This window comes from Vibrio sp. YT-15 (genome assembly GCF_033337445.1).
Taxonomy (GTDB): Bacteria; Pseudomonadota; Gammaproteobacteria; order Enterobacterales; family Vibrionaceae; genus Vibrio; species Vibrio alginolyticus.
Map to the genome: position 1 here is coordinate 242,909 of NZ_JAWOQR010000004.1, position 12,636 is coordinate 255,544.

A 12,636-nucleotide genomic window follows, 5' to 3' on the forward strand; every position below is an offset into this window, starting at 1 on the left:
ATAAGGAAGTTCAATGCCAGCGCAATGGAATGAATACTATCAGAAAATTTTAAGCCAACCTCACCGCCCAAACGTGGAGAATGCCGTAAACCGACTTAAGATAGAAGGCAAAGTCGCTCTCGATATTGGCTGCGGAATAGGTCGAGACAGCCACTTTCTCCTCGAACAGGGATTTAAGGTTCACGCATGTGATAGCAATGAAGATGCAGTAAAAACTTGTTTAACACGCTTTGAAGGTAATAAGCGATTTTCAGTTTCGCAGTGCTGTTTTACTGAATTTAATTACCCTCAGTGCAGCTTGGTTATCGCAAATGCCAGTTTGTTCTTTTGCCCTGACACAGGCTTCAAACAAGTCTGGACAAAAATAGACAGCGCATTACAACCGGGCGGTATCTTCTGCGGCGATTTCTTGGGAGTGAAAGACTCGTGGGTTACCTCCGAAATGCATCCAAACATTACCGCATTAACAAAAAAGGAAGTGGAAAGCTTATTCGAGGGTTACGACCTCATTTCATTGCATGAAAGAGATGAAGACGGGACCACTGTAGTAGGAAGCCAAAAACATTGGCATATGTTTAGTGTGACCGCTCGAAAGCGCTAAAAATGGTCTCTCAATAAAGAAAGCAGCACTTCAAATCAGTGCTGCTATCAGAGATTAATTGACGGGATACACCACTTCAAAACGCTCTAAAACCAGCGTACGTTTCTCATGCCAATCGATGTTCAACTCATCGCATTCAGCTTTAAAAAATGCAGTATGAGAATCACGCCACCAGTTTAAGGTTCTATCACCTTCGCCTTCTGCGAAGGCAAACTCTGCGGTTACATCCTCATATTTGCATGTACTTACGTCAGTAATTCGTATCACGCAAACCGGGTCCCCATCCCAATTCGTCACTACTTGTAAATGACCGACTTGGGGCATGGTTTCACCATGTTCTCGATACCAAAGCTCCAAACTGCACGATGCAGTTTTCTGTCCAATACGAACCAAATCTGCGCATACATTCGCGTTGTATTCATCGGCACAATAATAGTCAGCACTGACTGATGGTACAGCTTCCCTTTGTTCTGGTGATAATAGTTCTAGGAATTGTTCTAAGTAATCCTTAGCTCGCGCGTCCATGCTCACTCCATTAATCATAAATTCGCAAGGAGGATAAAAGATATCACAACAAATAACCACCAGGAACAAGCTGAAAAACAACAAGAATATGACTTCTACGTAGACGACTGTTATTTCTTTTGTAATAACTTTGCTAAACGTTTGTGCTATTTGCTATTGTTGCATGGTCTATCTGTACTCTTCTCGTGAAAGGACGTTATATGCGCTTATTTATTGGTATTTTTTTCTCGCTGATACTTGCCTTGCCAACAATGGCATCGGAGGAAAAGTATTCAGAATCGGATCTGTTAGATAGACCATTAATGGAACGCTATATTTTAGATGAACTAAAAGCGCTGCGTCAGGACTATCAAAGCCTAGAAAAGCGAATGATCACAGAGATCACCGATCGCGAGCTAACGGTCGCAGATAAATCGTTGAACTATGCCAACGTGACCGTTACATACTTCTTCTACATCATTGCTGGTGTCGCATCGCTGATTGCCTTTGTCGGATGGCAATCTCTGCGTGAGTTTAAACACAACACCAAAGAGATGGCTGATAAACGATTGGAGAAGATCGCCCAAGAATACGAGAAAAAGTTTGTCGCCCTTGAGCGAGATTTAAAACGCAAAACTCGCATTATCAGTGAAAACAACAAAGAGATTGAGAAAATCAACGAGATCCATAACTTATGGCTACGTGCACAAAGCTCTCAAACTCCAGAACAACGTATTGAAATCTATGATGAAATCTTGTTAATTCGTCCAGGTGATTTAGAAGCGTTGACGTACAAAGCCGACGCAGCGATGGAAATCAACGAATACCATTGGGCACTTAGCATTTGTAACCGCGTACTTGAAGTCGATTACACCAACGGCCCTGCACTGTATCAACGCGCGTGTGCATACTCTCGCCTTGGTATCGAAGAGCAAGCTATTGAAGACTTGGAACGCGCAATTGAATACAGCCCATCCATTCGTGATTTACTTGCCGAAGAACGAGACCTCGAATTGCTGCACGGTAATGAGCGTTTTGAAAAGCTCTTACATCTAGCAAGCGAATAATGGAATAAACAGCATGAGCAGCCACTTTAATCTAGAAGACGCTAGCCAAGTATTGGTTGGCGCTTTTGCCCTAGCAGTCCCGATCTCATTTTCGGAGGAAGCGTGGCGATTGGGTGAGAGCCTACCAATGGCAAACTTGCTCATGCTGTTAAGTCTTTCTGTCATTTTCCTCAGTTTTTTCGCGTATCAAAGCGTGTTTCAAAGCCACATCAAGAATCGCGTATCCATCTTTATTTTTCGTGTGGTTATCGCGTACCTCATTGCGGCCGTTGTGGTAGCGTTAGTTCTTTTCTGTCTTGATAAGCTGCCACTCATGAATGAGCCTTTGGTTGCGATAAAGCGCGTTATCGTCATCACAATGCCTGCTTCGATGGGCGCGATCGTAGTCGACAGTTTCGACAAAGAATAGAGATAATCGCTACTCTTCATATAACGTTAAGTTCGACCCCGAGTGGTCTTTCCCTAATACATCTTCTGGGTTTCGCAGTGCGCAGGTTTCTAACGACAAGCACCCGCAGCCAATGCATCCGCCTAAATCGTTTTGCAACGCTTTAAGTTTTTGAATCTTTTGTTCTAACTGTTCATGCCAATGGCTTGCCATTTCTTCCCATTGCGCTTTGTTAGGGGCTTGGTGTTTCGGCAGTTCATCTAACGCATGTTTAATTTCTTCTAACGACAACCCAACTTGCTGCGCTGCTTTGATCACCGCAACACGGCGCAACACACTGCGATGGTAGCGACGCTGATTACCTTGATTTCTCCAACTCGAAATCAGTCCTTTTTGCTCGTAAAAATGTAGGGCAGATACTTTCACTCCAGAACGTTTTGCCACTTCTCCTACGCTGATTTCCATCCTTGACTCCCTGTGTATCAATTTTGTTAAAAAAATGCTTTACCTTAAGTTTACTTGAGGTTTTAAAGTTGCACCATCTTAATTAACGCTAAACCCCGGCTATCTCAAGATAATGTGTTCAGCGTGAACGACTTGGTTGTTAAACACAAGACAGTTGGACATCAACCTTTTGAAATCCATCGGGAGTTAGAGGCAAACATAATGAAAAATAAAACTCAGCCGTACTTAGCTGGCCGCTTCTTCGACAGCATTTCCTCTGGCTTATTCATGATGGCGCTACCATGGGTCATGCTTTCCGAACCTAACATGGGCACTTTCGTAGCTTTAGTTTCTCTGAGCTGCACCGCGATTTCTTTTCTAGCAACGCCTTTCGTTTCCACTTTAATTGACCGACATTCACGCAAAGTACTACTCGTGCTCAATCAATGGTTTCAATCGGGTATGGCTTTGGTGGTGTTCATTGCTTATTGGTTAGGGTTTGAGTCACACTGGTTGCTGGCTTTTGCGCAACTGGTGTATTGGGTTTCAAGTAATTTTGCATGGACGACCAACAACGCCTTCACCCAAGAAAATTATCAGCACCATGAGTATGCGAAAATTTCGGGTCAGCAAGAAATTGTAATGCAATCCACAACCCTCGGAGCTGGCGCGTTGGGTATTGTTTTGCTTGAAATGTGGGGCATGAAAGAGTTTGCTTTGTTTGCGGCCAGCGCCTCTGCGTTAGCAGCGATGTTCTATATTCTGACGCCTTATACTCAACAATTAAGGGCATCAAAATCCGTTGCTTTCATCGCACAACTCAAAGAGAGCAAACAAATATTCCGTCTCGAACCCCGATTTTATGGCTTTATTCTGCTCTCTTGCCTCTCTTATCCTGCATTGACGTATTTGAGCAAACTGGTGCCGATTTGGTTTTCTGAACAAGGCATCTCTGGCGATTGGTTTGCAGGGTTCAACATCAGTTTTGGCCTCGGCTCGTTGCTAACCGGCTTTATTGTCACCAAAGTGCTAAGCCGTGCCTCCCATAGCCACATTATGTTCGCTTCGATGATTATGGTCTCTTTTGCGCTTATCGGGATGAGTTTTGCGATGAACCCGCTGACCATCTTATTGTTTACGGCGCTGTTTGGCGTATTTAACGCGCTAAATCGCATTGCGAGAGTCAACTGGATGCATCACACCGTAGCGGTTCATCAACGAGGTCGCGTCGATGGCGGCATCAGCATGTTTGCCACCACCATTCAATCTCTCAGTTACGTCCTGATTGCAATATTGAGTCATTACGAGCTAACACAATACGGTTTTGCAATCGCAGCTGCTGTCATGGTGTTAGCAGTGATTTTGATGGGATTGCTCAGTCGAGACGTAGAGCCGTTTAACGACCTGCCCCTTCATGCAGCAGCAAAGTGAAGCATATAAATTGAGAAGTTGAGAAATTGAAAAAGCGAGATAGGAAGGCAACCAACATCGTCTTCCTATTTTTTACGCCAGCACTTTTACCTCTATCGCTTATCAGCAAGGTTGGGTATTCTGAGGTGACCAACATGAGCAGAGGGAAATCGCCGTGAACTTAAGGCAATTAGAAGTCTTTTACGCCATTATGCAAGCAGGAACGGTGTCAGGCGCGGCTCGCTTACTGCACGTTTCCCAACCCAATGTCACTCGAGTTCTCGCCCATACAGAACAACAACTGAGCTTCGCTTTATTTGAGCGTGTAAAGGGCCGTCTCGTTCCAACTCAAGAAGCCAAAGCCTTATTGCCAGAGGCTGAAAAAGTCTATCAACAACTCGGACAATTTCGCTCTCTGACCAACAAAGTCAAACAGGGAACTCAACATTTACGAGTTGGTGCTCCGCCTGTTTTGGCCGCACACTTGTTAGCGCCGACTGTCGCGTTGCTGTCGAAAGAACACGGCATCTCCTTTGAGCTCTCAACGGCCAATCGCGATGAGCTGTGCTCAGGATTACTGAAACATGAACTGGATGTCGCCATTGCGTTCGGTGAAGAAACACCACCAGCGATCATGGGGCACGTGTTATTGAAAGAAAACTTAGCACTGATCGCTCCTAAAAGCGCAGCGATACCCACAGAAAAAACCGTCACTTTAGAAGAACTCATCAGTCACGATTTACCCATTATCGGTTTAGATAGCCGAGATCCTCTGGGCTTGCTGTTACATCAAACCTTGTCAGCGCGTGACGAGCATTATCAACATGCCATTACCGTCCGCAGCTACTCCGCGGCGGCTGAACTGGTGAAAAACGAAGCAGGATTCGCGATTGTAGACCCTTGGACTGCAAAACAATATCGCCAAGATAATGCCGTTTCCGTGCATGCTTTGGAGCCAAATATGTCCTTCTCTGTCTCTATTTTATTCGCAGAGCACACACCTCAATCCATTGCGACAAAGCAATTTATCACCGCCCTAAAACAACAGATGGTTTAAAGGTATAACCTGAAGTTATACCTGCCTAACAAATAAGCATTCGGTTTCCTAAATCAGTCTGGCTACATTAATGAGCAATAACGATGACGAAGGGAACCATCATGCAAATTGCTCAACCTTACCTACTTTTTCTTGGCGATGTAACCGATCCACTCGCAGCAAAAACCGCACGTGGCATATATCAATGGCGACCTGAGATTTGTCTTGGCCAAATCCGCCTGACGCCAGAAACCGTATCGCTTGGTTTAACCGACATGACACTACAACAAGCGCAGCAGCAAGGAGCAAAAACGCTGGTGCTTGGCACTGCAAATCCAGGAGGCGTCATTCCCGAAGCTTGGCAAGCAACCTTATTTGAAGCGGCAGAAATGGGATTTGAAATTGCATCGGGCATGCACCAACGTTTGGCGGAATTTGCTCCTCTTGCCGATCTAGAACAACGCGGATTAACCAAACTGTATGATGTTCGCCATTATGATGCCCCGCTCAAGGTCGGCAATGGCAAAGCTCGCGCAGGTAAGCGAGTACTTACTGTAGGGACAGATTGCTCCGTTGGCAAAATGTACTCTGCCCTTGCCATTGAGCATGCATTGAAGCGTAAAAACTGTCGTGCAGAGTTCAAAGCAACGGGTCAAACCGGAATTCTCATCGCAGGCAGTGGCATTTCGATTGATGCCGTAGTTGCCGATTTTATCTCCGGCGCAGTAGAAGCGATCAGCCCTGAGTTCACCGATCACGATTGGGACATCATCGAAGGGCAAGGTTCATTGTTTAACCCTTCGTTTGCTGGCGTAAGTTTGGGCTTACTTCACGGCGCACAAGCTGACGCTCTGATACTGTGCCATGAGATTGGTCGCCCGCACATTCGCAACTTACCACATGTGAGCTTGCCAACCATTGAACAAACGATAGAAGCAAATCTGGCCGCTGCTCGCCTAACAAATCCAAACGCTCAATTAGTGGGTATTTGCTTAAACACTTCGGCGCTCAGCGAAGAAGATGCAGCCCAGTTATGCCAGGGTTGGAGCGACAAATACCAAGTGCCCGTCACCGACCCTGTACGTTTTGGCGTTGATGCGGTTGCAGATAGGCTTCTTACGATTTAGGAAACATTTACGGTTTAGAAAATAACTGCGGTTTAGGGGAAACTAGTGAGATGAAAATTCATGTAGAACCTGTCACGATTGCCATGGCGACACCATTTCGCATCTCTCGCGGCAGTCGGACAGAGTGCCACGTAGTCCGAGTGACAATTGAACATCGAGGCATGACCGCCCAAGGTGAATGCACGCCATACCCTCGTTATGGTGAATCGGTTGAATCGGTGATTAAGGCGATTTCTCACGCCGCACATGAACTGCAAAGTTTGTATGCCAAAGGCGAAGCTGATGTCATGGTTCTCAAAAGCCAGCTTCAATCGTTATTGCCCGCGGGGGCGGCAAGAAATGCATTGGATTGCGCCCTTTGGCATCTTCACGCGCTTTTGAGCCACAAGCAGCAGGTTAACGACCTCTTTACGTTACCAGAGGCGATTGTGACGGCGATGACGGTTTCTATCGACACGCCGCAAGCGATGGCAAAACAGGCACAAGCTTACCTTAGCCAAGGCGCAAAACTGCTAAAGGTAAAACTGGATGGTGAAAACGTGATTGAGCGCGTTGCAGCAGTACGCGATGCCGCGCCGCACGCACAAATTGTCTTAGATGCGAATGAAGCGTGGCAAAACCTCGACCTCGCGACGGTATTTGCTCAACTCGAACCGTTTAATATCACCATGATCGAGCAACCGTTGCCACAAGACTGCGACGACGTACTCGCCAGCATTCCGCACCCCATTCCACTTTGCGCCGATGAAAGTTGTCACACCAGAGAGCAATTACATCAGCTGGTTGGAAAATATGAAATGGTGAATATTAAGCTAGATAAAACTGGCGGGCTCACTGAAGCACTATTATTAGCCGACGACGCCCAAAAACTCGGTTTTAGCCTCATGTCCGGTTGTATGTTGGGGACGTCGCTTGCGATGCGTGCTGCCTTACCCATTGCTGCTCAGGCAAGCGTTGTCGATCTTGATGGCCCGGTGTTGCTCGGACAAGATGTAACGCCAAGCTTGGTTTATCGCGACGGCGAAATCGTTCTTTCCAAATAGCCTAAACAATCCAGAGGTTTTGCTCCAAAAGTCAGAACCTCTGAGTTTATGATCTCGATTAAAAAACAATCAGCCCCATCATGAAATAAATCACATAAATTATATGGTTATTGAGGCATGCTAAGATTCCAGTAGTCCAAGAAGGTGGTCTTATGCATCGAGTCATCCGGAAAATGACATGGAAGACGAATAGGCGGTAATCCCGCCCTACTCCAATGCAGTGCGTGGGTTTCTATAACAACCCACTTCCTAGCAATTCGTAGGTTTTTCACGCCATCTTGCAAGGAGGCTTTATGCCTATCAATAAAATACGCAATATCGCTTTTGTCGGTCAAACCGGGACCGGTAAAACCACACTGATAGAAAAACTGCTCTTCACCTGCGATGCCACCCACCATTTAGGCAGCGTAGAAAAAGGCGATACTGTTACCGACTTCGACCCTCAATCCATCCAATATCAACACAGTATTGAAGCAACGCCAGTCGCACTGCGCTGGAATAAACACCGGCTCAATATCATCGACACTCCGGGACAAAACGAGTTACTTGGCCGTACTATCAGCGTTTTTCCTGCCGTTGAAACATCCGCCCTTGTCATCGACCCTCAAACACCACTTAACCAAACTTCCGATCGCTTATTCACCTTTGCAAAAGAGCAGCAAAAATGTCAGATGATCATCATCAATAAGCTCGATAACCACGGTAGTCAGTTAGAAAGATTGATGGAGAACATCGTTGAGCATTTTGGTGACCACTGCTTGCCGATCAACTTACCTTCGACTGACGGGGAATCTGTAGTTGACTGCTATTTCGAACCAGAATTGGGACGAGAAACCTTACTTACGACGGTAGATGAAGCTCATGAGACCTTGATTGACCAAGTTATCGAAGTCGATGAAGAACTAATGGAACTGTATCTGGAACAAGGCTCTGAACTCACCGCAGAGCAACTGCATGATCCGTTTGAAGAAGCACTGAGAACTGGACATGTGATTCCGGTCTGTTTTGTCTCAGCACAAACCGGCGCGGGCGTCGAGCTTCTGCTTCGTACCTTGGCGGAGATCATGCCCATGCCAAACGAGGGTAACCCTCCTCTACTGGAAAAGAACGGCAAAAAAATCAAAGTAAATTGCGAAACCTTAGAGCACACCGTCGCACACGTGTACAAAGTCAGCGTCGACCCATATATGGGAAAACTTGCCTACTTACGTGTGTATCAGGGTGAAATCAATGCGGGCAGCCAGCTTTATATTGGCGAAAGCAACAAGGCATTTAAAGTTGGGCACTTATATCAACTGCAGGGCAAAGATAGAACCGAGATCCCTCGCGCGCTTGCAGGCGACTTCTGCGTTTTAGCCAAAGTGGATGATCTCGAATTCGATTCAATCGTTCATGACTCTCACGAAGAAGATGGAGTTCAACTCAAAACGTTGGACCTTCCTGACTCCATGTATTCTTTGTGCTTGAAGCCTCTTAAGCGTGGAGATGAGCAAAAATTAGGAGATGTGCTGAATAAAATCGCCAGTGAAGATCCTTCGCTGCGCATCGAACATCGCGCTCGCACCAACGAAACCATCATCAGCGGACAAGGGGAGTTTCACCTCAAAGTCGCATTAGAAAAGATGGCGAACGTGTACAAACTGGACGTCGAAACCTGCCAACCAAGCGTCGAGTACTTTGAAACCATCACCAAACCTGCCGAAGGGCATTATCGACACAAAAAACAAAGTGGCGGTGCAGGCCAGTTTGGTGAAGTGCAATTGAAGGTTCGTCCACTCGAGCGTGGCGCCGGATTTAAGTTCATCAACAAAGTGGTGGGTGGCGCCATTCCAACCGCGCTCATTCCTGCTGTTGAAAAAGGTATTTTGCAAGCGTTAGAGGAAGGCGCGATTTCTGGCAACCCAATTAAGGATGTGGAAGTCACCGTTTATGACGGTAAATATCACTCCGTCGATTCGAAAGAAATTGCATTTGTCATCGCAGGTAAGAAAGCCTTTTTAGATGCGATTAACAACGCCGATCCTATTGTGCTAGAACCCATTGTCCAGATGGAACTGCACATCCCAACCGCGAACGTTGGCGATGTTTCTGGTGATTTATCTGGAAACCGAGGCTTGATCGAAGGCACCGAGCCAATCGACAGCAGCTTCACCTTACTCAGAGCCAAGTCACCAGTAAACGAGCTGCAAGATTACGCTCGTCGATTACGCTCCATCACCGGTGGCGAAGGCAGCTTTAGTATGACCTTAAGCTGCCTTCGCCACCAGCAGTGCAGAAGCAAGTCTGCCAAGGCAGTGCACAACAAGGTTAATTCCCTACGATTCAAATCAATCATACAAATAAAAAAGCGCCCTCATTTTGAGGGCGCTTTTAGGTAAAAGAAAAATTATTTATCGAGAGACAAACCTATCTGACTGATTTTGCTTTCAAACTCTTCGATGCTGTTCGCTTTGTAAGTCGGAGCACCGTTAAAGTAGCGCGGTTTCTCTGGCAGCATCGCATTTTTCAGCTCTTGTTCTTGATCGATATTGTCATGGTAAACCGTTACACGATTTGGAATATCCTGCTTCATTACAGCCATTTTGGTTCTCCTTTATTAAGACGAATAGTAAGCGTAGAACGAATTTATCGGAGTACAGGCGTAACTGTGTAAAATTTAGACACCAACGACAAAATCATATTTAAACAGTTGCATTTAATATTTTTGAGGCACTTTGTCGTGGCTATTGGCAAACGTGAGTGCAGCGATTAAGGTGAGCTCTCTCTACATGAAGACAGGAAGTCCGGTGTCGCAGCAAGAACTCAACCAAATGGGCAGTGCCAAAGTTTTTCTCATCGAAAAAGATGGCGTCCAAGTAATAGAAAAACGTAACCCTACTCAAATAGAAGTCGCGTTTTATCAACGCTATGCCGAACAGTTTAACGCGCTTGGAATACACGTACCGCGCTTGATTCAATTCGACGACCAGAAAAACGTTCTGCACATTGAATACGTTCCCCACGCAGTCGAGCAAGCATTCTTACTTGAAGATGATCGAGTCATTGAACAACTCGTCAAACTGCACCAACTTCCACCAACATCAAATGGTGTTTATCACCGCCACCAGTGGACACCACAAGCGACTCAACAAGCACTCGCTACACTTGAACTGGGCTCAGAGACAGAGCAGTTCTTCCACAACCTCCAACAACGATCGGCGCATCTTTTCGATGGACAGAACTTGATCTCCGGAGACTCGAATGCTGGAAACTGGGGACAGCGCGAAAATGGCGAGCTAGTGCTGTTCGACTGGGAACGCTTTTCTACAGGGCATGTCGCGATAGATTTAGCGCCGCTCATCGAGGGCATGGGCACATTTGATGATTACTTGAACGTAGCAGGCAAGTATATAGAGTGCGCAGAGAAAGGTGAAACAACAGAATTGGCGCGCGATATCGGACTAGCAAAAGCGTGGATCGTTGTCGAGGTAGTCAACATACTGGTCTCCAGAGAGAATCCGCAGACCAGCAAATATTTGGACTGGTTTCGGCAAACCTTGCCGCAATGGGCCAAAAGCCTTAGCGCTCAGGTGATGAGTTAGGCTCTGAGATTTGATATAAACGCCTTTCAGGTTCTGCGCATGAGGTTTCACAATTGCACACCTTGTCAACGCCGACATTATTCAAACCACCACAACTCCCTTGAATGCGCTTGTTGTGAAAAATGACGCCAAGTGACATCAACAAAATGATTGCGAGAAAACCAAGAAAGGTAAATAACCAAACCATATTAACCTGCCTTATTAGCCATCGACTCTAGCTTAAGTATAGCAGGGCTAGATGTTGCTTTGAGTAGCGCTTTAGGTCTTGCCAACAAGGAGGGTTTTGATTTTTGGCCACCACAACCACAGGAGCCGCAGCCGCCTTTTTGTTGGTGAACACTTTTCTTATGATTGTTTGATGGGCGTCCTTGAGAGGGCTCAATCAAAGGCTCTCTTGGAACCGCAAGCACATCTTCCAAGGAACTACGAGTAGACAGCCTAAATACTGGCGTGCCACTGCTAAGTAGCTTTGCCAATACACGTTCACCGATATTTCGCACAAGAACAGCATCCACATTGTACCCTTGTAGAGACTGAATCAACTGAGACTTCGCATTACAACCCGCTTGTGGCATAGAAGCTATGTTCGCTAAGTTTTTTAGCATACCGTCAGTATCAGAATAAATAGCAATGTATGGTGCTTTTACAAAGTGGTTTGCCACCCGCTCACCATCATTAGGAATAGCATAAATCATAAGTTTGACTCCTCATTCGGAAAAACTAATGCATGACCTTCAACTAAACTTTTTGCGACTTTCAATCTTGCACTTTTTACTGTGTTACCAAAAGTTTGTCTAGAAACGCCCATCTGCTCCGCAGCTTGCTGCTGGCTAAGCCCCTCTAAGTCGGCTAAACGTAGCGCTTCTAACTCTTCTGGTAATATGGCGACTTGCTCCAACTGATTAAATGGAATGCCATTGGGCTTAAAGCAGTGGTGAGCCGCACGTCCGCATATTCGTCTTTCTATCTTTGGTCTTGCCATCATTGTCCCTCAAAAACACAGAGTCAAATTACGCCTTAAACTGGCATATGCCAATAACATTTTTAGCATATGCCAATAAACTAAGTTTGCAAAAATCAACACGACAAATACGTAATACATCAGCATTAATTAGACATCTAATAATTTAGGAATTTTGATGACAAACGAACAAAAAGATCAATTCTAATTAACCGGATAATAAAAACGTTAGTTTGCGCAGATTTTTCATACAAATACACGCTAATGTGTTCATTTTATTGAAGAAGAAAAACTATAATCCAAGCAAATCATTAGTTTGAACACTAATGATTGTTTTATTTAAAAGGATGTATACCTAAAGAACGAAAAAGAGAAGTTTGACGACATTGGCCTGAGCTTAAAGGGTAATACTTTCGATACAGAACCTGTCGAACGAACATTACTTGGCCTAGGTGCCCTACTCTTCTTGCCAAA

Annotated in this window: 14 protein-coding genes and 1 pseudogene; 9 read left to right on the top strand and 6 right to left on the bottom strand. The window is 45.6% G+C overall.

Features of this window, described 5'->3' with window-relative positions; genetic code table 11:
* The first annotated feature begins 13 nt into the window (after positions 1 to 13).
* Positions 14 to 601, top strand: a complete 588-nt coding sequence (locus R7D93_RS10205; protein WP_213972645.1) for a class I SAM-dependent methyltransferase — start codon at positions 14 to 16, stop codon at positions 599 to 601.
* Positions 602 to 655: 54 nt separating this feature from the next.
* Here the strand turns inward: R7D93_RS10205 and R7D93_RS10210 are convergent, their stop codons facing one another.
* The gene (locus tag R7D93_RS10210; protein ID WP_138939740.1) at positions 656 to 1,126 is read right to left on the bottom strand and encodes an ASCH domain-containing protein; all 471 of its coding nucleotides are present in this window, start codon (positions 1,124 to 1,126) and stop codon (positions 656 to 658) included.
* Between the two features lie 200 nt (positions 1,127 to 1,326).
* On the opposite strand from R7D93_RS10210, the gene R7D93_RS10215 reads away from it, so the two are divergent.
* Both R7D93_RS10215 and R7D93_RS10220 read left to right on the top strand, forming a co-directional pair.
* Positions 1,327 to 2,172, top strand: coding sequence for a tetratricopeptide repeat protein (locus R7D93_RS10215; RefSeq protein WP_005373890.1), 846 nt, complete (start codon positions 1,327 to 1,329; stop codon positions 2,170 to 2,172).
* A gap of 13 nt (positions 2,173 to 2,185) precedes the next feature.
* On the top strand, positions 2,186 to 2,581 hold the full coding sequence (locus R7D93_RS10220) for a DUF2391 family protein (RefSeq protein WP_005373896.1): 396 nt from the start codon (positions 2,186 to 2,188) through the stop codon (positions 2,579 to 2,581).
* 9 nt (positions 2,582 to 2,590) lie between these two features.
* Here the strand turns inward: R7D93_RS10220 and soxR are convergent, their stop codons facing one another.
* Positions 2,591 to 3,025 (bottom strand): redox-sensitive transcriptional activator SoxR, encoded by a 435-nt coding sequence (gene soxR / locus R7D93_RS10225; protein ID WP_130546430.1) that lies wholly within the window; start codon positions 3,023 to 3,025, stop codon positions 2,591 to 2,593.
* A 201-nt stretch (positions 3,026 to 3,226) separates the two neighbouring features.
* On the opposite strand from soxR, the gene R7D93_RS10230 reads away from it, so the two are divergent.
* The 5 genes and pseudogenes from R7D93_RS10230 (at position 3,227) to fusA (ending at position 9,931) form a co-directional block, all read left to right on the top strand.
* Positions 3,227 to 4,435, top strand: coding sequence for an MFS transporter (locus R7D93_RS10230; protein WP_213867567.1), 1,209 nt, complete (start codon positions 3,227 to 3,229; stop codon positions 4,433 to 4,435).
* A 154-nt stretch (positions 4,436 to 4,589) separates the two neighbouring features.
* Positions 4,590 to 5,471 carry a LysR family transcriptional regulator gene (locus tag R7D93_RS10235; RefSeq protein WP_213867566.1) on the top strand — a complete coding sequence of 294 codons (882 nt, stop codon included), beginning with the start codon at positions 4,590 to 4,592 and terminating at the stop codon, positions 5,469 to 5,471.
* 101 nt (positions 5,472 to 5,572) lie between these two features.
* Positions 5,573 to 6,577 carry an N-acetyltransferase DgcN gene (dgcN, locus tag R7D93_RS10240; protein WP_137283147.1) on the top strand — a complete coding sequence of 335 codons (1,005 nt, stop codon included), beginning with the start codon at positions 5,573 to 5,575 and terminating at the stop codon, positions 6,575 to 6,577.
* A gap of 50 nt (positions 6,578 to 6,627) precedes the next feature.
* Entirely contained in the window at positions 6,628 to 7,620 is a 993-nt protein-coding gene (dgcA, locus tag R7D93_RS10245) for an N-acetyl-D-Glu racemase DgcA (RefSeq protein ID WP_225496480.1), read from the top strand.
* 293 nt (positions 7,621 to 7,913) lie between these two features.
* Positions 7,914 to 9,931: pseudogene (gene fusA, locus R7D93_RS10250) on the top strand (elongation factor G).
* 75 nt (positions 9,932 to 10,006) lie between these two features.
* On the opposite strand, the gene R7D93_RS10255 reads toward fusA, so the two are convergent.
* Complete coding sequence (locus tag R7D93_RS10255; RefSeq protein WP_005373920.1) at positions 10,007 to 10,201, bottom strand: hypothetical protein; 195 nt, start codon at positions 10,199 to 10,201, stop codon at positions 10,007 to 10,009.
* 187 nt (positions 10,202 to 10,388) lie between these two features.
* Between R7D93_RS10255 and R7D93_RS10260 the strand changes: the two genes are divergently transcribed.
* The gene (locus R7D93_RS10260) at positions 10,389 to 11,201 is read left to right on the top strand and encodes an aminoglycoside phosphotransferase family protein (protein WP_195723030.1); all 813 of its coding nucleotides are present in this window, start codon (positions 10,389 to 10,391) and stop codon (positions 11,199 to 11,201) included.
* Here R7D93_RS10260 and nqrM read toward each other — a convergent pair.
* Genes nqrM through R7D93_RS10275 form a run of 3 tightly spaced genes read right to left on the bottom strand, consistent with a single transcriptional unit; the run spans position 11,179 to position 12,183 of the window.
* Positions 11,179 to 11,388 carry a (Na+)-NQR maturation NqrM gene (gene nqrM / locus R7D93_RS10265; RefSeq protein WP_017635136.1) on the bottom strand — a complete coding sequence of 70 codons (210 nt, stop codon included), beginning with the start codon at positions 11,386 to 11,388 and terminating at the stop codon, positions 11,179 to 11,181. The genes R7D93_RS10260 and nqrM overlap by 23 nt on opposite strands.
* Before the next feature lies 1 nt (position 11,389).
* Positions 11,390 to 11,896 carry a NifB/NifX family molybdenum-iron cluster-binding protein gene (locus tag R7D93_RS10270; RefSeq protein ID WP_137282820.1) on the bottom strand — a complete coding sequence of 169 codons (507 nt, stop codon included), beginning with the start codon at positions 11,894 to 11,896 and terminating at the stop codon, positions 11,390 to 11,392.
* The gene (locus R7D93_RS10275) at positions 11,893 to 12,183 is read right to left on the bottom strand and encodes a DUF134 domain-containing protein (RefSeq protein ID WP_005373924.1); all 291 of its coding nucleotides are present in this window, start codon (positions 12,181 to 12,183) and stop codon (positions 11,893 to 11,895) included. Before R7D93_RS10275 ends, R7D93_RS10270 begins: the two co-directional genes overlap by 4 nt.
* Positions 12,184 to 12,636 lie beyond the last annotated feature (453 nt).